The 19225-nt window shown below is 51.7% G+C and carries 15 protein-coding genes; 11 read left to right on the top strand and 4 right to left on the bottom strand.

All coding sequences use genetic code 11. The features are described 5' to 3' along the window. Together folD and H8K29_RS17200 are read right to left on the bottom strand one after the other, a co-directional pair. Positions 1-846: a bifunctional methylenetetrahydrofolate dehydrogenase/methenyltetrahydrofolate cyclohydrolase FolD gene (gene folD, locus H8K29_RS17205; RefSeq protein WP_186898573.1), complete on the bottom strand. Its 846-nt coding sequence runs from the start codon at positions 844-846 to the stop codon at positions 1-3. A gap of 370 nt (positions 847-1216) precedes the next feature. Continuing rightward, positions 1217-1741, bottom strand: a complete 525-nt coding sequence (locus tag H8K29_RS17200; RefSeq protein ID WP_186898572.1) for a RodZ family helix-turn-helix domain-containing protein — start codon at positions 1739-1741, stop codon at positions 1217-1219. A gap of 461 nt (positions 1742-2202) precedes the next feature. Here H8K29_RS17200 and tagH point away from each other — a divergent pair, with 461 nt between their 5' ends. From tagH to lpdA, 7 genes are all read left to right on the top strand, one after another. Continuing rightward, positions 2203-3426: a type VI secretion system-associated FHA domain protein TagH gene (gene tagH, locus H8K29_RS17195; RefSeq protein WP_186898571.1), complete on the top strand. Its 1224-nt coding sequence runs from the start codon at positions 2203-2205 to the stop codon at positions 3424-3426. Between the two features lie 11 nt (positions 3427-3437). Continuing rightward, positions 3438-4205, top strand: a complete 768-nt coding sequence (locus H8K29_RS17190; RefSeq protein ID WP_186898570.1) for a PP2C family serine/threonine-protein phosphatase — start codon at positions 3438-3440, stop codon at positions 4203-4205. A 65-nt stretch (positions 4206-4270) separates the two neighbouring features. Next, positions 4271-5974: a serine/threonine-protein kinase gene (locus tag H8K29_RS17185; protein ID WP_186898569.1), complete on the top strand. Its 1704-nt coding sequence runs from the start codon at positions 4271-4273 to the stop codon at positions 5972-5974. A gap of 11 nt (positions 5975-5985) precedes the next feature. Further along, the gene (locus tag H8K29_RS17180; protein ID WP_186898568.1) at positions 5986-6477 is read left to right on the top strand and encodes a TssQ family T6SS-associated lipoprotein; all 492 of its coding nucleotides are present in this window, start codon (positions 5986-5988) and stop codon (positions 6475-6477) included. A 504-nt stretch (positions 6478-6981) separates the two neighbouring features. Beyond that, entirely contained in the window at positions 6982-9678 is a 2697-nt protein-coding gene (gene aceE / locus H8K29_RS17175) for a pyruvate dehydrogenase (acetyl-transferring), homodimeric type (protein WP_186898567.1), read from the top strand. 60 nt (positions 9679-9738) lie between these two features. After that, positions 9739-11061: a dihydrolipoyllysine-residue acetyltransferase gene (aceF, locus tag H8K29_RS17170; protein WP_186898566.1), complete on the top strand. Its 1323-nt coding sequence runs from the start codon at positions 9739-9741 to the stop codon at positions 11059-11061. A gap of 14 nt (positions 11062-11075) precedes the next feature. Next, positions 11076-13223, top strand: coding sequence for a dihydrolipoyl dehydrogenase (gene lpdA / locus H8K29_RS17165; protein WP_186898565.1), 2148 nt, complete (start codon positions 11076-11078; stop codon positions 13221-13223). Between the two features lie 149 nt (positions 13224-13372). Here the strand turns inward: lpdA and H8K29_RS17160 are convergent, their stop codons facing one another. After that, complete coding sequence (locus H8K29_RS17160) at positions 13373-14317, bottom strand: aldo/keto reductase (protein ID WP_255423436.1); 945 nt, start codon at positions 14315-14317, stop codon at positions 13373-13375. Between the two features lie 40 nt (positions 14318-14357). Beyond that, the gene (locus H8K29_RS17155; protein WP_186898563.1) at positions 14358-14846 is read right to left on the bottom strand and encodes a MerR family transcriptional regulator; all 489 of its coding nucleotides are present in this window, start codon (positions 14844-14846) and stop codon (positions 14358-14360) included. A gap of 493 nt (positions 14847-15339) precedes the next feature. Here H8K29_RS17155 and H8K29_RS17150 point away from each other — a divergent pair, with 493 nt between their 5' ends. The 4 genes from H8K29_RS17150 (at position 15340) to H8K29_RS17135 (ending at position 19020) form a co-directional block, all read left to right on the top strand. Then, on the top strand, positions 15340-15720 hold the full coding sequence (locus tag H8K29_RS17150; RefSeq protein WP_186898562.1) for a tautomerase family protein: 381 nt from the start codon (positions 15340-15342) through the stop codon (positions 15718-15720). 50 nt (positions 15721-15770) lie between these two features. Next, entirely contained in the window at positions 15771-16745 is a 975-nt protein-coding gene (locus H8K29_RS17145) for an alpha/beta hydrolase (protein WP_255423433.1), read from the top strand. A gap of 280 nt (positions 16746-17025) precedes the next feature. Further along, positions 17026-17862 carry a DUF2189 domain-containing protein gene (locus H8K29_RS17140; RefSeq protein WP_186898561.1) on the top strand — a complete coding sequence of 279 codons (837 nt, stop codon included), beginning with the start codon at positions 17026-17028 and terminating at the stop codon, positions 17860-17862. Between the two features lie 210 nt (positions 17863-18072). Beyond that, the gene (locus H8K29_RS17135) at positions 18073-19020 is read left to right on the top strand and encodes a GSU2403 family nucleotidyltransferase fold protein (protein ID WP_186898560.1); all 948 of its coding nucleotides are present in this window, start codon (positions 18073-18075) and stop codon (positions 19018-19020) included. The last annotated feature ends 205 nt before the right edge of the window (positions 19021-19225 follow it).

The following is a 19225-nucleotide window of genomic DNA, read 5'->3' as shown; positions in this document are numbered from 1 at the left end:
TTAATTTCTTTCGGCAGCTTCAATCGTGTTGACCAGTAACATGGTGATGGTCATAGGACCTACGCCACCCGGAACCGGTGTGATATAACCCGCGACTTCTTTGGTTGGCGCATAGTCAACGTCGCCACAGAGTTTGCCTTCATCGTCACGATTCATACCAACGTCAATCACAACGGCACCTGGTTTGACCATGTCTGCGGTGACGATATTGCGTTTGCCAGTGGCGACAACAAGAATGTCGGCGTTGCGCGTATGCGCAGCCAGATCGCGGGTCTTGGAATTGCAGATGGTGACGGTGGCACCGGCTTGCAAGAGCAACATCGCCTGTGGCTTGCCGACGATATTCGACGCACCGACCACGACCGCATTCGCACCGCGCACCGGGTAATCAATCGATTCCAACATTTTCATGACGCCGTATGGTGTACATGGACGGAACAGCGGCTGGCCTGTCATCAGCAAACCGGCGTTGCTGATATGGAAGCCGTCGACGTCTTTTTCTGCGGCGATCGCCTCGATGACTTTATTCGCGTTGATGTGCGCAGGCAAAGGCAGTTGCACCAGAATGCCGTTAATTTTCGGATCCTGATTCAGTCTTTCGATGTGGGCGAGCAAATCGGCTTCGCTGAGATCGGCGGCATATTTTTCCAGCACCGAATAAAAACCGCAGTCTTCACATGCTTTCACCTTGTTGCGGACATACACCTGCGAGGCCGGGTTTTCACCGACCAGGATGACTGCCAGACCCGGCTGTTTTCCTTGCGCTGTCAGGGCAGCAGCACGGTGCGTGACATCGGCACGGATTTGTTGGGAGAGTTCGGTTCCGCTGATAATTTGGGCAGTCATGATGGGCTTTGCAAAAGAAGATCAAGCCGCGATTATAAATTATGCGGTGGCTCACCGGATAACTATGCAGAGTGAGGCAGAATGCAAACGTATGCCTGCGTGAGAAGTCTGCGTGCCGGATAGCTGAAATATCACGTATATCACGTTGAGGCTGCGCTCAGACGTGTGCGGTGAACTGGAGTTTCGACGATATTCAGAGCAGAGAACCAGATCGAGTTGTTTTTAACTGTAAATATACTCCGGGGGAGTATATTTACAGCCCCAATGATTTCAAAGACATTAGGGGGGATTTTGATAATTTAAGGGGGAGTATCTGCAATATCGACAGTAGCGGACAAAGCGATGATGCCCGCAGCGAGTGTCAACAAGGCTATTTATACATGACGACGGCCAGCACCAGCCCTAATACGCACAAAGCATAGATAAAGAGTGCGGTTGTGGGTGGGGCTATCCCTGCATTTGTCGCGGAACGCTTACCGCTATCGGCGGAAGCGCGCGCTTTGCTGCCTTTTGCAGACGGCATCTTTTTCTTACCATGCACATCCGGCATCAGCTCGAGCAGTGGCGCAGAGTCCAGCTTAAGCAGCTTGGCGTATGCGCGGACAAAACCGCGGACGATTGCCGGTGCCGGCAGGACGTCATAATCGTCCGCTTCAATTGCCAGTATCTGGTGACGTGTTATTTTCAGTTGCGTCGCCACCTGATCAACAGTCCAGCCAGACGCATTGCGGGCTGCGGCCAGCCTGGCGCCCGGCGAAGAGGATAGGCGTTCAGCATCAGCGTTAAATACATCAGTCGCAATGGGTTGCCCAAGCCTGGACTCAATCAGTTCCTGATAATGAAAAGATCCCGTCACTTCTGATAATAACGGCTGACCCGACCCGGCATCACTCATAGAACCCTCGCTTTAAAAAAACGATATTTTGCGCAAAAACGGCGAATAACTATAGCACTGATCATATTGCTTTTTTGTAACTGTGTGTAATTTTTATAGTGTTGCTTACTTTATCGTTGTAAAGCCGTTACTTCATGTCATTTAGACTCAGATATTGCTTTTTTTGCTACATCGAAAGATGTGCTTATGCGTGGTTTACGTCGGTGAGTTGACGTGATCTTGATCTCTTATGCAAGCCCGGTTTGTCACCTGCATGGTACTTTTGATCATCATCATTTTTACCAGTTGGCTGATTGTTGTGGCTCCGCCGTGGTAAAAATTTAACGCCGTTGTCTAAGCCTGATGCAAATAATGCGCCATAAATGCGCGATAATCTCGGGTTGGTTTAAAACCAGCCAGACTCTCGTCCGGTGCTTTCCTTTTCCCGTGGGCCTATCCGCTTTGATTCCGGAGTATGACAAATGATAAAAATTGCCGTTGTTTCATATAACAATGAAACTCCTATCTCCCCCGTTGCGGCCAGTTTTAGTGAAACACCGCAGACGATAGGACGCAGCGACGACAATTTTCTGGTCTTACCAGACCCCAAACATTTCGTTTCCCGCACTCAGGCGAAAGTCTGGAGCGATGGAACACACCATTATCTGATGAATGTCAGTCTGGCGAATCCGGTCAGTGTTAACGGTAAAGAAATTGATCCTGAGCATGACTATGCCATTCATATCGGCGACCAGATTCAGATTGGCTTATATGTGCTCGAAGTTCTTGCCAGTGAGGCGCAAAGCGACACCACATTATCTGCAGTCGGCGGAACAGATGTCATTGGCGCACCGGCTCCGACCGAGAGTGTATCGTTCGTAAAAACAGCGGCATTGCAAGGCGACCGGAAAGAGACGCCGCAACCTCCGCGATTTTTAATGCGTGCGGACACCGATGCTGTTGCTGAAAACTTGCATCAGGACGAGGTGCATAGTCTGCCACCGGCTACCACGATGCAGCCAGCATCGGACGGTGTGGTAGCTGAGGCGGTCGAGGTAGCAGATGTCGCAAAACTGGCCGAATCAGCGAAGGCTGTCGCGGATTCCAATGACTTATTAAATGCCTTTTTGCAGGGCGCGGGTCTGACTTCTCTGCACATTTCCTCCGGGCTGACAACGGAACTGATGGAAACATTAGGCAAATTAGTGGCGACGTCGGTGGAAGGGACGATGGGTTTGATTTCGCAACGGGCATTGGTGAAACGCGAAGTGAATGCGGATGTCACCATGGTGGTGTTACGAAAAAACAATCCCTTAAAATTTTTCCCGGATAGTCAGACGGTACTGACGCAGATGCTGCGCAAAAAAATGCCCGGCTTTATGACGCCGGCAGAAGCGATGGAAGATGCATTTCAGGATTTGCGCGCGCATCAGTTGGGCGTTGTCGCCGGGATGAAGGCCGCGATGGATGCGCTGCAAAAAAAATTTGAACCGGCTGGATTTGCGCGCTTGTTGCCGGTGCCGACGTTGATGGATAAGATGAATCCGGCACGCCGTAAAGCGGACATGTGGGATCATTTTGTGGAAATGTTTGAAGATCTTTCGCTGGAATCGAAAGACGAATTTCAGACCTTGTTCGGCAAAGAATTTTTAGCTGCTTACGAACGCGAAGTGGAACGTGCCAGACACGAATCCCCTGCGCTCTGAATGATTGCGTGATGATGCCCATGCATCTGGATACTGCATACATTAACGCGATCGGTGACCGGCAATCGAATCAGGATGTACTTGACAGCGCGTTTGAGGATGGCCTCGCCTGTTTCGTACTGGCCGATGGAACCGGCGGGCATCTGGGCGGCGAAACCGCCGCCAATCTGGTTACTGCGAGTATCATAGCCAAGTTCCGGAAAGATGCGTCGTTCAGCGCCCATGCCTTGCGCTCTTATATAGAGTCGGCGATACAGCAGGTTGGGCAAGAGAAAGCGTCCAGCGTCCGGCAGGAAAATATGAGTTCGACCATGGCAACGCTGCTGATTGATATCGCGAATCGCTGCGCCTTGTGGGCGCATCTGGGGGATACGCGGATTTATCTGCTGCGTCAGGGAAAAATACTGTCGGTCTCGAAAGATCACAGTCTGGCGCAAAGAATGGTCGACGCAGGTTATGCTGATTATGCAGCGCTACGGCAACATCCTCATCGCAACATATTATTTGCCGCGGTTGGTGCCGAGGGTGATATTGTTCCGGAAGTAACACTGGATGCCGTGGCTTTGCAAGAAGGCGATGCCTTCCTCATCTGTACGGATGGCTTCTGGGAATGGGTGCATGAAGACCAGATGGAACAGAGCTGGCTGGCAAGCCGGAGCAGCGAAGCGTGGTTGAAGCAGATGAATGCGATGGCCGAAAAAAATATCGCCAATACCGATGTCAGTCGGGATAATTTTTCAGCATTTGCCATTTGCGTCCGTGATGCCAGCGCTTTGTGATAAGACATGATCTGGCATTTTTACCCTTTGATTTTAGCTTCTAATTTTTAGCCTCTGAGTAAGCCTTGAATACAACTAAATTACTCGATAACGATGTCGCAGACGAGCACCCGGCAGGAACCGGAAATTGCCTCGCGACAGGGACTCGCCTGAATGATTTTGAAATTACCGGTGTACTCGGTCAGGGTGGGTTTGGCATCGTGTATCTGGCCTTCGATCATTCCTTGCAGCGAACCGTAGCGATCAAGGAATATATGCCGGGCGCACTTGCCGGCAGGGCAGAGGATGGCAGCGTCGTCGTTCACACTGGCCGGTACAAACCGACGTTTGATGCCGGTCTCAAGAGCTTTATCAATGAAGCACGTTTGCTGGCGCAGTTCGATCATCCGTCGCTGGTAAAAGTTTATCGCTTCTGGGAAGAAAATAAGACGGCTTACATGGTGATGCGTCACTACGATGGCGTGACGCTCAAGGATATTGCTGCCACGCGTCCCGAACTCGTGACGGAAGCGTGGCTCAAATTTATTTTCCGGCAAATTCTGGATGCGCTGGATACTTTATACCATGCCAGAATACTGCACAGAGATGTGTCACCCGATAACATTATTGTGCAAAAAAACGGTGACGCGGTGTTGCTGGACTTTGGCTCAGCACGTCAGATTATCGGTGACATGACGCAAGGATTAACCGTTATTCTGAAACCCGGCTATGCGCCGGTCGAGCAGTATGCGGATGACGATGATCTGCGTCAGGGGCCGTGGACCGATATTTATGCGTTGGCCGCTGTCATGTATTACATGATTATCAAATCCCCGCCTGTGATGTCCGTGGCACGTGTGGTAAAGGATACGCTGGTGCCTTTGCAGCAAGATCCTCACCCAGGGTTCAGTACAAAATTTCTGAGTGCAGTTGATCAGGGTCTGGCGATACAGCCGCAGGACAGACCACAAACGATGGATGAATTCAGGCGCTTGCTTGGTATCAGCGCGCTTGCCTCATCCCGTAAATCGCGCAAATCCTCGTCCCAGCGCAAGGCGAGTGAAAGCGGGCGCACGGATGCCAGCAATCCGTCATCGCAAAAACTTACCACGACCACGCGTCTTGGTAAGCCGGTTGCCGCCGGGATGATTCCCGGAATGTTGCGTGAAAAACTGCAAGCGCTACGCCAGAGTTCCACCACCCGCGCAGGACAGGCTGTTATCGGCGGTATTCTGATTTTGCTGGCAGCCGGTGTTTATTTCGCCAGTCGCCATGAGAGCGTGCAACCAGTGTTGTCAACCGTGCCGGTTGCACAGCAGCAGACCGTTGCGTCATCGGTCGCGGTCACGGCATCCATTCCGCTTGCATCAGATATGACCAGTAGCCCGGATCCGGAAGCGCAGGCATGGGAAAAACTGAGTAGCAGCGATCATTCAGAGCCGCAAGCGATCAGCGCATTTTTGCAGCAGTATCCGAATGGGAAACATGCCGCGGCGGCGCAAGCACGTTTGAATGAATTAACGCAGGCGGCAGAACAGGCCAAGGCGCAGAGTGCTCCGGCTGAACCTGTGATCAGTAAAGTCAATGTTAAACTTGCCGTCAAGCCGTGGGGCACAGTGTTTGTCGATGGTGTGCAAAGTGGTGCCAGCCCACCGCTGAAGAATTTAAGTCTGACCAAGGGTAAGCATAAAATCAGGATTACCAATCCAGGTTTCCCCGACTATCTGATCGAGGTTGACGCTGGTAAAAATAATGCCAGCGTCATCGAGCATGAGTTCGTTGCTAAATAAGTTTGAGTAAAATGAAGAATAGATTCCGCCTTTTTCCTGTCTGCAGCCTGCTTCTTGTATGCACCTTTTTGCCGGGATGCGAAACAGCTCCAAAGAATGTTCCGGCATCAAAAGCGGCAGTCAAATCGAAAGAGGCAAAACCTGCAGCAGCGGCTAATCCAGCACCTGAAGCCGCAGCACCAGCACCGGTGATCAGCCCTGATGTGCAGGCTTACAACGAGGGAAGCGCCTTATATAACGACGGTAATTACAACGGCGCGATCAAAAAACTCAGTGGCGCGACCGAGATCTGGAATGGTCATAACAAGGCGATACAACTCGATGCGCTGAAAACAATGGCGTTCAGCTATTGCGTAACATCCAGAACACAACTGTGCCGTCAGCAATTTGAGCGGGCCTTAAAGCTTGATCCCAACTTTGATCTGATGCCGAATGAGATTGGTCATCCGATATGGGGCCCGGTCTTTTTGAAAGCTAAAAAAGCCAAAAGCCTTAAAAAATAACAGGGCGTCATGCTGCGCAGCTTTTGGTTGTGCAGCTATTTTGCTGCTGTTCTGCTCAAGTGTTTCTGTCATCGCGTTCGCTTATGACATCGCAGATGCTGACTTCCTCCAGCCGTCTTTCTCGCTGATATAAATTCAAAAACAGGTATAGACAAGCAACGCCGCGCTGCTTGTCTTTCTGCGCTTGTTTTCGCCATGCATGCCTGTAAAAGTTTCATTTCCCATTTTTGTGCACTACCTTGGTCAGATGGCGGATGAGAATCAGGTTTGCCGGATCGGTTTCCCGGTGCAGGAGCTGACTATTCTATGCAGCAACTTTCGTTAAAAAGCAGGCGATAAAATATGTTGCGCCGCAAACAAAATTTCACATTATAAAATTGAATATCGCTATTTGGAAAATTAAAAAACCCCTGCTAGAATGCCTGCATAAATAAAATTTCAGTTTATATTCGTCGATACGCTAACGCGCGCTCACCTCGAAAGCGCACCAACAGGAGGCCTCTTATGTCACCCCAGATAGACCAAGTTCTGGCGCAAGCCGTCAATGATCCAGATGTCATGGAAACGAATGAGTGGCTTGATGCGCTCGAATCCGTGATTGAGAATGAAGGCCCTGAGCGTGCTCATTACCTGATGGAGCGCATGGTTGATCTGGCGCGCCGCCGCGGTGCGCATATCCCGTTCTCCAGCAATACCGCTTACGTCAATACGATACCGGCCGATCAGGGCGAACATTGCCCGGGTAATCTGGAAATCGAAGAAAAACTGCGCTCGATGATGCGTTGGAACGCGATGGCGATGGTGGTGAAAGCCAATCGTCTGGATGGCGATCTGGGCGGCCATTTATCCAGCTTTGCTTCGCTGGCCAATATGCTGGGCATAGGTTTCAACCATTTCTGGCATGCGCCGACCGAAGACCACGGCGGTGACTTGTTGTACATCCAAGGTCACTCTGCGCCAGGTATTTATGCCCGCGCATTTCTGGAAGGTCGCCTGACCGAAGAACAGTTGCAGCATTTCCGCCGCGAAGTTGACGGTAAAGGTTTGTCTTCTTATCCGCACCCGAAACTGATGCCGGATTTCTGGCAGTTCCCAACCGTCTCGATGGGCTTGGGGCCATTGATGGCGATTTATCAGGCGCGTTTCCTCAAGTATCTGCATGCGCGTGGTATTGCGGATACAGAGAAACGGAAAGTCTGGGCATTCTGTGGCGATGGTGAGATGGATGAACCGGAATCCATGGGCGCGATCGGTATGGCAGGCCGCGAACAATTGAATAATCTGGTGATCGTGGTCAACTGTAACTTGCAGCGTCTGGATGGCCCTGTACGCGGCAATGGCAAAATCATTCAGGAACTGGAATCCGATTTCCGTGGCGCTGGCTGGAATGTCGTCAAAGTGATCTGGGGCAGCGGCTGGGATGAATTGCTGGCGAAAGACAAAGAAGGCATCCTGCAAAAAGTGATGATGGAAACCGTTGATGGTGAATATCAGAACTACAAAGCCAGAGATGGCGCTTATGTCCGTGCCCACTTCTTTGGCAAACATCCTAAATTGCTGGAAATGGTCAGCAAAATGTCGGATGACGATATCTGGCGTCTGACCCGCGGTGGTCATGATCCGCACAAAATTTATGCGGCTTATAAAGTGGCACAGGAAAGCACAGACAAACCAACTGTGATTCTGGCGAAAAGTATCAAAGGCTTTGGTTTCGGTAAATCCGGCGAGGCACGTAATACCGCGCACAATACCAAGAAGCTCGATGATGAAGCGATCAAAGCCATGCGCGACCGCTTCCAGTTGCCGATCGCTGACGCTGATCTGCCAGCTATTCCTTTCTACAAACCAGCTGACGACACGCCGGAAATGCAATACCTGCATGCGCGTCGTAAAGCGCTGGGTGGTTATCTGCCGCAACGCCGTCAGAAAGCGGATGAAGCACTGGTCGTGCCAGCATTATCGGCATTCCAGGCGATGCTGGAGCCGACCGCTGAAGGCCGTGAAATTTCTACCACTGCCGCGTATGTCCGCGTACTGACGACCTTACTGCGGGATGCGAGTTTAGGCCCGCGCGTCGTGCCTATCATGGTGGATGAATCACGTACTTTCGGTATGGAAGGCTTGTTCCGTCAGATCGGTATTTTCAGCCAGGTTGGTCAGTTGTATGAGCCTGTCGATAAAGATCAGGTCATGTACTACCGCGAAGATAAAGCCGGTCAGATTCTGCAAGAGGGTATCAACGAAGCTGGTGGTATGAGTTCATGGATCGCTGCAGCGACTTCCTACTCGACGAATAACCGCGTGATGATTCCGTTCTACACGTATTACTCGATGTTTGGTCTGCAGCGTATCGGCGATCTGGCCTGGGCTGCGGGCGATATGCGTGCACGCGGCTTCCTGCTTGGCGGTACAGCCGGTCGCACGACGCTGAACGGCGAAGGCTTGCAGCATGAAGATGGTCACAGCCATGTGTTGGCATCGACGATTCCGAACTGCGTTCCTTACGATCCGACCTTTGCGCATGAAGTGGCGGTCATCATGCATGACGGCCTGCGTCGTATGGTGACGAATCAGGAAGACGTGTTCTACTACATCACGCTGATGAACGAGAACTACAGCCATCCGGGTCTGAAAGCGGGTCAGGAAGAGGGCATTATCAAAGGCCTGTACCAGTTGCAAAGATCGGCAGAAACAACCAAACATCGCGTGCAGTTGCTGGGTTCCGGCACGATACTGCGCGAAGTGATTGCCGCTGCTGAATTGTTGCAATCTGATTGGGGCATTGCAGCCGATGTCTGGTCTGCACCTTCGTTCACTTTGCTGGCGCGCGATGGTCAGGATGCTGAACGCTGGAATATGTTGCATCCGACTGAAGACGCACGTTTGCCATACATCACTCAGTGTCTGAAAGACACGACAGGTCCTATCGTGGTATCGACGGACTATATGCGTACGTTTGCTGAACAGGTACGTGCTTTCATCCCTAAAGACCGTAGCTACAAGGTCTTGGGAACGGATGGTTTCGGTCGCTCCGATTCACGTGCCAAACTGCGTGAATTCTTCGAGGTGAATCGTTACTTCGTTGTGATCGCTGCACTCAAATCGCTGGCTGACGAAGGCGCTTTGTCTGCTTCCGTGGTGGCTCAGGCAATCGCGAAATACGGCATCAACGCAGACAAACCAAATCCGGTGACTGTGTAACAGCATGAGGCAGGGTGCGCCAGGCGCACCCAACGAAAGAAACGCAAACGGAGCTAATTTATGAGCGCAATTGAAGTCAAAGTACCGGATATCGGTGATTTCAAGGAAGTGGAAGTCATTGAGCTGATGGTCAAAGTCGGCGATACCATCAAAGTCGATCAATCTCTGATCACGGTCGAATCAGACAAGGCCAGCATGGAAATCCCGTCCAGCCATGCCGGTGTGGTTAAAGAAATTAAAGTTAAAGTTGGTGACAAGGTCGCCGAAGGTTCGTTACTGGTGATCGTCGAAGCCGGTGGCGATGCGGTCGCGCCTGCAGCTGCACCAGCTCAGCCAGTTGTTGCGCCTGCGACGCCCGCCGCGCCAGTGGCTGCAGCACCAGCATCCGCGGCGGCGGTTGCAGCGGCACCTGCGGTAACAGCTGCTGCACCAGTGGCAACTGCGGTGGCCGGTAAAGCGCATGCCTCACCATCGATACGCAAATTTGCGCGTGAACTCGGTGTTGATCTGAGCCGCGTTGCCGGGTCTGGCCAGAAAGGCCGCATCACGCAGGAAGACGTGCAGAACTTCGTCAAAGGCATCATGGCTGGCAGCACCGCTGTTGCTGCGGTTTCTGCTCCGGCAAAAAATGGCAGCGGCGTCGGCCTTGATGTATTGCCGTGGCCATCGCTGGATTTCAGCAAATTTGGCGCGACGACAATTTCACCTTTGTCACGCATCAAAAAATTGTCCGGCCCGAATCTGCATCGCAACTGGGTCATGATTCCGCACGTCACGCAATTTGACGAAGCCGATATCACCGGCCTCGAAGATTTCCGTAAATCGTCGAACGAAGCGATGGCAAAATCCGGCGTCAAGCTGACTATGCTGGCCTTCGTGATTAAAGCGAGTGTGGCTGCGCTGAAAAAATTCCCGGCATTTAATTCTTCGCTCGATGCAACCGGTGAAAACCTGATCCTGAAACAGTATTACAACGTTGGTTTTGCTGCCGATACGCCGAATGGTCTGGTGGTGCCTGTTGTCAAAAATGCGGATCAGAAAACCTTGTCGCAAATTGCACAGGAAATGGGTGATCTGTCGGCGCAAGCACGCGAAGGCAAACTCAAACCAGCCGATATGCAAGGTGCAACCTTCACGATTTCTTCTCTCGGCGGTATTGGCGGCACGGCGTTCACGCCTATCATCAATGCACCTGAAGTGGCGATTCTGGGCTTGTCGAAATCCAGCATCAAACCAGTGTGGGACGGTAAAGCATTCCAGCCGCGTCTGATGCTGCCTCTATCGCTGTCTTACGATCACCGCGTGATCGATGGCGCGATGGCCGCGAAATTCACTGCTTATCTGGCCGACGTGTTGGCTGATCTGCGTAAAACCTTGCTGTGAGCGGAGACCAGGCTATGAGTGCTATCGAAGTTAAAGTTCCCGATATCGGCGACTTCAAAGAAGTCGAAGTGATTGAAGTGCTGGTCAAGGTTGGCGATACGATCAAGGTGGATCAGTCCTTAGTGACGGTTGAATCCGATAAAGCCAGCATGGAAATTCCTGCCAGCCACGCGGGCGTGATCAAAGAGCTGAAAGTGAAGCTGGGCGACAAAATTGCCGAAGGCAGTATTCTGCTGGTGATTGAGGCGGAAGGTGCAGTTGGTACATCGGCAGCGAGTGCAACACCTGCAGCTCCAGCAGTTGCGGTAGCGCCAGTTGCTGCCACTCCAGCCCCGGCTGCCGTTGCCGCGCCTGCAGCTCCACCTGCACCTGCCGGACCAGTCGGCATCGTCGAAGTCAAAGTGCCGGACATCGGCGATTTCAAAGAAGTTGAAGTCATCGAAGTCATGGTCAAAGTAGGCGATACGATCAAGGTCGATCAGTCATTGATCACGGTGGAATCGGACAAAGCGAGCATGGAGATTCCTTCCAGCCACGCTGGTGTGGTCAAAGAAGTCAAAGTCAAGGTAGGTGATAAAGTCGCCGAAGGCTCGTTGTTGCTGTTGGTGGAAGCCGCGGGCGCAACATCTGCAACATCTGCTGCGGTCGCGCCTGCTGTTGCTGCCTCAGTTGCCGCCGCAGTTGCTTCGGCTGCTCCAGCTACTCCTGCACCGCTTGCGTCTGGCTACACTGGTCAAGTCGATATTGAGTGCGACATGATGGTACTCGGTGCCGGGCCTGGTGGTTATTCCGCCGCCTTCCGTTCTGCCGATCTTGGTATGAATACGGTGTTGGTTGAAAAATATTCTACACTCGGCGGTGTGTGTCTGAATGTCGGTTGCATTCCATCCAAAGCGCTGCTGCACGTTGCTGCGGTGATCGACGAAACATTGCACATGGAAGCGTTGGGCGTGACATTTGCGAAACCGGCGATCGATATCGACAAGCTGCGCGGCTACAAAGAAAGCGTCATCAAAAAAATGACGACGGGCTTAGCTGGCATGGCGAAAGCGCGCAAGGTCAATATCGTGCAAGGCGTTGGTCAATTCCTCAGCCCTTACCACATTGAAGTCACTGCCGCAGACGGCACTAAAAAAGTAGTGCAGTTCAAGCAGGCGATTATCGCGGCTGGTTCTTCCGTCGTGAATCTGCCGTTTGTTCCTGCAGACCCACGTATCGTCGACAGCACTGGTGCACTGGAATTACGTCAGGTGCCGAAACGCATGTTGGTGATCGGTGGCGGCATTATCGGTCTGGAAATGGCGACTGTGTATTCGACACTCGGTGCGCGTATCGATGTGGTTGAAATGATGGATGGCCTGATGCAGGGCGCAGATCGCGACATGGTCAAAGTCTGGCAGAAGCACAATGAAAAACGTTTCGACAACATCATGCTGAAAACCAAAACGGTCGGCGTTGAAGCACTGCCGGAAGGCATCAAGGTCACGTTTGCATCCGCAGTTGAAGGCGAAGCTGCACCGGCACCGCAAGTCTATGATCTGGTGTTAGTGGCTGTCGGTCGCAGCCCGAATGGTAAGAAGATCGCGGCAGACAAAGCAGGTGTTGCAGTGACAGACCGTGGCTTTATCAACGTCGACAAACAGATGCGTACGAATGTGCCGCATATTTTTGCGATCGGTGATCTGGTTGGTCAGCCTATGTTGGCGCATAAAGCCGTGCATGAAGCACATGTGGCTGCCGAAGCTGCCGCTGGTGAAAAAGCCTACTTCGACGCACAGGTGATTCCGTCGGTCGCTTACACTGATCCTGAAGTTGCATGGGTCGGTGTGACTGAAGACGAAGCCAAAGCCAAGGGCATCAAAGTCGAAAAAGGCTTGTTCCCGTGGATGGCTTCTGGCCGTGCTGTGGCGAATGGCCGCGACGAAGGTTTCACCAAATTGCTGTTTGATGCAGAAACCAAACGCATCGTCGGCGGCGGTATCGTCGGTACGCATGCCGGTGACATGATAGGCGAGATTGCGCTGGCAATTGAAATGGGCGCAGATGCGGTGGATATCGGCAAAACCATCCATCCACATCCAACGCTGGGTGAATCTATTGGCATGGCGGCGGAAGTCTATAAAGGCGTTTGCACGGATTTACCACCGCAACGCAAGAAGTAAGAGCATCCCTCGTTCTCAAGGGAACGGTACTGCATGACAAAAAACCGCGCTTCAGGGCGCGGTTTTTTTATGGCTGCTCGCTGCTGCTTAACATTTGCAGGCAATGCAGAGATTGCCTGCATCTGGTACAGGTCAACAGGTCAACAAGGTCAGCCGTTCAGCATTTTCATCGTTGCTGCCGGATAGCGTTCTCCGGCGACGGCTTCCGGCGGAAAAATCTGATTCAGAGCCTGTACATCGGCGGCAGACAGTGAAACGTTCAGCGCCTCCCAGTTTTGCTCCAGATAAGAGCGCCGTTTGGTTCCGGGAATCGGGATGATATGCGGGTCTTGTGCCAGTACCCAGGCGAGCGCGAGCTGTGAGGCGGTGCAGCCATAGTGTGTGGCAAGCTGTTCTACTTTCTGTACGAGCTGCAGGTTTTTATTAAAATTTTCTCCTTGAAAACGCGGGCTGGAACGTCGGTAATCATCTTCAGAAAATTGGTCCGGACTGGTCAGTGCACCTGTCAGAAAGCCGCGTCCCAGCGGGCTATACGGCACAAAGCCAATACCGAGGCGGCGACATGCAGCGAGTACACCCTGTTCCGGATCGCGCGTCCACAAGGAATATTCGCTTTGTATTGCGGTGATCGGATGAACCCGGTGCGCGCGCTCTATGGTGGCAACGGATGGTTCCGATAAGCCGATATAACGAATTTTGCCTGCCTTGACCAGATCGGCCAGTGCGCCTACCGTTTCTTCTATCGGTGTATGCGGATCAATCCGGTGCTGGTAATACAGGTCGATGGTATCCGTGCCGAGACGACGCAGGCTGCCTTCGACTGCGCTACGGATATACGCTGGCGTACCATTGACGCCGCGCAGATGCGGATTGGACGGATCGCGCACGATACCGAATTTAGTCGCGATAAAGCATTGCTGGCGCTTTCCCTGTATCGCTTTTCCTATCAGTTCTTCATTGGTGTAAGGGCCGTACATATCGGCAGTGTCGAGCAAGGTGATGCCGATTTCCAGTGCACGATGAATGGTGGCGATGGATTCGGCATCGTCGCGGTTGGCATAGAAATCGCTCATTCCCATACAACCCAGCCCCATGGCGGAAACCAGCGGGCCATTACTGCCGAGCTGGCGGGTTTTAAGAGATACGGTTTCTGTGGCGGCTGGTGCCTGAGTCTGTTTGTGGTGCGGATTGCTGGTGCTCATGAAGGCTGTCCTTGGGGTGTATGGATGGTAAATCGATCTCAGCCCCGAAGTTCGCCTGCATATCGCTATACATGGCAATTTTCAGTTGCAGTACCGTCAGGTTGTCCTGCAAGGCTGCGATCGTCTGTTCCACGCTTTGGGTATGCTGTTCCAGCAAGGCCTTGCGTGCAGACACACTCTCTGGCGTATTGCCTTCCCTGCGCCATTCTGCATAGCGCAGCATGTCGCGTACCGGCAAACCGGTGCGCCGTAGTTTCAGCAAAAAGTCTATCCATCGGATATCTTCTTCACGGAACTGGCGATGTGCATTACTGCGCCGTGCGACCGGATCGAGCAAACCGATCCGTTCGTAATAGCGCAGGGTATGCACACTGAGGCCGGTGGCAGCAGCGGCTTGTTGTATCGTCATGGGAGTGGTCATGGCAGGCAGTCTAGAAGTTGGAGCGCGCTCTAAGTCAAGCACATTCCTGAGAAAATAGTTGAGTATGAAAGACAAGATTGCGCAGACAGAATAGCAGGATTCAATCTTATGCCCCACCCTGAAACAGACAGACAGTTTTCTTGCGAAACGAAAACAAATGGCATCGTATTCCGATCCGACGTTGCCGGTTTCACCCGGGCTGATACTGCACTTGTCAGCATTTTTACAGCAACTGTCCTGTTATCGATTCTGCCCATGCCATTTGTCGCCTTCAATATACTCCCCCTGGTATGTTTTAAGCCCCTTTGTTTATAAGGACATCAGAGGTGTTTTTTATAAAATAGGGGGGAGTATCCATAATTGTTGCTTTCAGCGGGTGAATACCCGCCCATTCATCTGGGTGGTTTCGCTGGTGTTGTACTATTGTCTTTTCATGATGGCATTCATTGCTCCCTTGTCTGATTTAACCTGTCTGTGATTGAAAGGAATCTCCATGCCCTTGGTGACATTGACGGTACGCCGTCCTAAAACTGCTGCGTTTAAAGACACGGTACTTAACAGTATTCATGCGGCGCTGGTTGCCACCGGCGTACCGCAGGACGATGTATTCCAGCGCGTGCTGGAACTCGATGCCGAAGATTTTCGATTTCATGCGCGCTATCCCGATGCAGTAACTGATCGCGATGACAATTTCATTCTGATCGACATTCTGTGGTCGGCCGGACGCAGCGTCAAAGTAAAAAAAGCCTTACTGACAGACCTGATGCAAAAGTTGCAGGCGCAGGGTGTTAATCCGGAAAATGTGATGCTGGTATTTAAAGAAACCAGCTGGGAAAACTGGTCTTTTTCCGGTGGGCGATTGCTGCATACCTGAATCCTGAACCCTGAATTCTGTAAGTTTGTTCGTGAAACTGAGGAAACCCTATGAAAAAAATGTGGCAGATGTGTAGTGCGCTGATGGTATCGATTGCCGTGTTCTGTGCGTCGCCAGCGCAAGCCGACAGCACAGAACGTGGTATTTCCCTGGTAACGCCAAATGGCGAGATACAGGGCAGTTTATTGCAGCCGGAAGGCAGCGCAAAAGTGCCGGTCGTGCTGATCATCGCGGGCTCTGGCCCGACCAATCGCAATGGCAACAGTGCAGGATCATCCGGCAATAACAATAGTCTGAAAATGCTGGCAGAGGGCTTGGCCAATCAGGGCTACGCATCGGTGCGCTTTGATAAGCGCGGCGTGGGCGACAGCGCCGCCGTGGCAAAGACGGAATCGGCTTTGCGTTTTGAAACTAACGTCGATGATGCCGCGGCGTGGCTGAAGATGCTGAAAGCGGATACGCGTTTTTCTGATGTGGTGGTGCTGGGACATAGTGAAGGTTCGCTGATTGCGATGCTCGCCGCGCAGCAAGTGCCAGTCAGCGCGCTGGTATCGGTTGCGGGCGCTGACAGCAATTTAGCGGATGTGTTGCGTCAGCAATTGTATGGCAAATTACCACCCGATCTGGTGAAGCCGAATGAAGACATTTTGCAGGCCTTACAGGCTGGGAAAACCACCGCCAGCGTGCCGCCTGCGCTGCAGTTTTTATATCGCGAGAGTGTGCAGCCATACCTGATTTCCCTGTACCGCTATACGCCGCTGCAAGAAATTCGCAAACTCACGATGCCAGTGCTGATTTTGCAGGGCGATACCGATATTCAGGTTGATCGCAGCCAGGCCGAAGCATTGAAAGCGGCAAAACCAGATGCAGAACTCCACATCATCAGCGGCATGAATCATGTCTTGAAAATAGTACCGGCCGATGCAAAGAAACAAATGGCCTCGTATTTTGATCCCACGCTGCCGATTTCACCTGAGCTGATACGTCATTTGTCGGCATTTTTGCAGCAACTGCCGCGTCACTGATGCTGCTGGATCGATTTTTGGTCTCAAATATACTCCCACCAGTATATTTTAAAGCCCTTTGTTTATAAGGACATCAGGGCTGTTTTTATCAATACATGGGGGAGTATCCATCAATGCCGCATCTTCCGCATTGCTGACGCGGTACTTATGCCGCACTGCACCTAAAGTCCTTACCGTTTTCGCGTCGGCGGTCATTGCCAATGGCTGTTTTGTTGTCATAGTATGAATGTATTGATCCAGATCAAGATGGGCAATCCACTACAAAAACGATGGAGACAGCATGGCAGACCAGACTCAAGGACGAGGTGGTGACAGCGCGCCACCCGACATTACCACCATCATCGATACCGCATCACCCTTTCCACCTATCCGCCGCATAGCCATGTTTCGCCCTTTCACCTGGCTGCGGCTGGGCTGGGACGATTTTCGCGAATCCGGCAGCGTCAGTATTTTTTACGGCATCTGTTTCGCTGCGATGGGGCTGATACTCAATCTCGTGCTCAGTCATGCGCCGCAATATGTGTCTGCACTCAGTTGCGGTTTTTTACTGATCGGGCCCTTGCTGGCGCTGGGTTTGTACGACATCAGCCGCCGTATAGAAAATGTGCGTTCCGGTTTGCTCGGCAGTGTATTTTCCATGCGTGGCCGCTGGAGCAATATCGGCGTGCTGGCACTCGTGCTGGCAGTGATACTGATGGTCTGGGCACGCGCTTCGCTGGTGATTTTTGCGCTGTTCTATAACAAGGGCATGCCCACTATGCATGGCTTTCTGACGCAGTTATTTTCACTGAATAATCTGGAATTCCTGTTGGTCTATGCCTGCATCGGTTTCATCTTTGCGAGTATCGTTTTCGCGATCAGCTGGGTCTCGATTCCTATGATGCTGGACCGCGACAGCGATGCCATCACCTCGATGATCATCAGCTGTGTGGCGCTGTTCATCAATGTGCCGGCAAGCATCGTCTGGGCGCTGATCATCGTCAGCTTTGTGGTGCTCGGCTTCATGACCTGGAGCCTGGGTTTCATTATCGCCATGCCGGTGATCGGCCATGCGACCTGGCATGCGTACAAAGAAGTGGTGGGGAATGCTTCCGACTCAAGAGTGTATCGGAAATGAATCTTGAATGCGCTGATAAGTGCATGCCTTTGTTGGAAATGTTTTTTTAAAGATTTTTTCCTTCTGGCCTGAAAAAACATCTTAAAATTAATAAAAAAGAAATCTACCGTCAAAAATATGAAATGATAATTTATACGGGGATTGGCTTAAAAAAAGGATTCCCGTCATAATTAAGAAATTGTGAAAATGACGGCTGAGTCCAGGACTGACATGAACTACACCCCAATCCCAGAAGACGCAATCCGACAGGCAATTGATGCTGAAGCAGTTTTCACCGAGTTCCATAAGACACGGAAAAGAGCTCGGGCGTACGCATCTGGAATGTATTGGAAGCAAGAGCCTGAGGGGGAGCAGCTCGTTAAAACTCTCCCGCACAAGCGACAAGAGCGGCTAGGTCGTCGGTCGCCTGAAACTGAAAAAATCTACGAAGCCTACATTCCAAAAAAGAAAGAAATTGAAATGCGAGCGGCTACCTTGGCTGCAGAGATGGATAAACATCGCCGTCTCAATAAGGCTTTGCGAGTCGGAAGGGTTCCAAACATCGTTGTTGAATTGCTGCAAGAACTCGACAATGCCGGTCTATCGGAACACTTTACCGTCGTCGGAACACATGCACTCTATGCCTACGAGACTGCGGCCGGTGTACGGATACTCCCAGCAGCGTTGGCAACGCAAGACGTCGATTTGCTATGGGATGCAAGAAAGAGAGTGCGATTCTTGGCGGAGATGGAGAAACTCCAGGTCTCGATACTTGACATTCTACGTAAGGTCGACCGCACCTTCGAGCGCAAAGAGGGCGCACTTGAAACAGCAGTGAATGATAAAGGCTTTGAGGTCGACTTCTTACGTCGACCTAATCAAGAAGGGGATGCGCATCCATTTCAGCTTTCAAACGACGAAAACGACCTTTGGGTCATACAAGCGCTCCGTGCTGATGTGTTGACCCAATCTCCAAAATTTGAACGAGTGGTTTTCGCTGCAAACGGAGCGATGGCGACAATGAAAACGATCGACCCTCAAGTTTTTGTGGAATTCAAGAATTGGTTGGCGACCGAAGCGCCAAACCGGGATACCTTGAAGCGGAGGCGCGATGCGCAACAGGCACGTATTGTTCAAGACCTCATTGAAGAGGGGTTATTGGTACCTGCAAAGCGTTGACCTGAGCGTCTCCTGAAATTTAATTCCCCAAAGGCAGAGCCGCAACAGGTTCCGTTTTTTTATGCCTGTAATGCCAGTAATGCCAGTAATGCGCAAAAATGGCTGCTGGAGCACAAAATATACTCCCGGGAGTATATTTTAAAGCCCTTTATTTCTAATGAGATAAAGGCATTTTTGCCACATACTCCCCTTAAAATGCCAATTT

Source organism: Undibacterium sp. CY21W, assembly GCF_014284265.1.
In the GTDB taxonomy this organism is placed as follows: Bacteria; Pseudomonadota; Gammaproteobacteria; order Burkholderiales; family Burkholderiaceae_D; genus Undibacterium; species Undibacterium aquatile.
Note: the sequence above shows the minus strand (reverse complement) of the source record. Positions and strands in the feature narration are given on the sequence as shown.

What these genes read in the sequence shown, in the direction of transcription:
- H8K29_RS17200 (WP_186898572.1), bottom strand. Translation starts at nt 1,741, where the DNA reads ATGAGTGATGCCGGGTCGGGTCAGCCGTTATTATCAGAAGTGACGGGA.
- tagH (WP_186898571.1), top strand. Translation starts at nt 2,203, where the DNA reads ATGATAAAAATTGCCGTTGTTTCATATAACAATGAAACTCCTATCTCC.
- aceE (WP_186898567.1), top strand. Translation starts at nt 6,982, where the DNA reads ATGTCACCCCAGATAGACCAAGTTCTGGCGCAAGCCGTCAATGATCCA.
- folD (WP_186898573.1), bottom strand. Translation starts at nt 846, where the DNA reads ATGACTGCCCAAATTATCAGCGGAACCGAACTCTCCCAACAAATCCGT.
- H8K29_RS17135 (WP_186898560.1), top strand. Translation starts at nt 18,073, where the DNA reads ATGAACTACACCCCAATCCCAGAAGACGCAATCCGACAGGCAATTGAT.
- H8K29_RS17150 (WP_186898562.1), top strand. Translation starts at nt 15,340, where the DNA reads ATGCCCTTGGTGACATTGACGGTACGCCGTCCTAAAACTGCTGCGTTT.
- aceF (WP_186898566.1), top strand. Translation starts at nt 9,739, where the DNA reads ATGAGCGCAATTGAAGTCAAAGTACCGGATATCGGTGATTTCAAGGAA.
- lpdA (WP_186898565.1), top strand. Translation starts at nt 11,076, where the DNA reads ATGAGTGCTATCGAAGTTAAAGTTCCCGATATCGGCGACTTCAAAGAA.
- H8K29_RS17145 (WP_255423433.1), top strand. Translation starts at nt 15,771, where the DNA reads ATGAAAAAAATGTGGCAGATGTGTAGTGCGCTGATGGTATCGATTGCC.
- H8K29_RS17190 (WP_186898570.1), top strand. Translation starts at nt 3,438, where the DNA reads ATGATGCCCATGCATCTGGATACTGCATACATTAACGCGATCGGTGAC.
- H8K29_RS17160 (WP_255423436.1), bottom strand. Translation starts at nt 14,317, where the DNA reads ATGGGGCTGGGTTGTATGGGAATGAGCGATTTCTATGCCAACCGCGAC.
- H8K29_RS17155 (WP_186898563.1), bottom strand. Translation starts at nt 14,846, where the DNA reads ATGACCACTCCCATGACGATACAACAAGCCGCTGCTGCCACCGGCCTC.
- H8K29_RS17140 (WP_186898561.1), top strand. Translation starts at nt 17,026, where the DNA reads ATGGCAGACCAGACTCAAGGACGAGGTGGTGACAGCGCGCCACCCGAC.
- H8K29_RS17180 (WP_186898568.1), top strand. Translation starts at nt 5,986, where the DNA reads ATGAAGAATAGATTCCGCCTTTTTCCTGTCTGCAGCCTGCTTCTTGTA.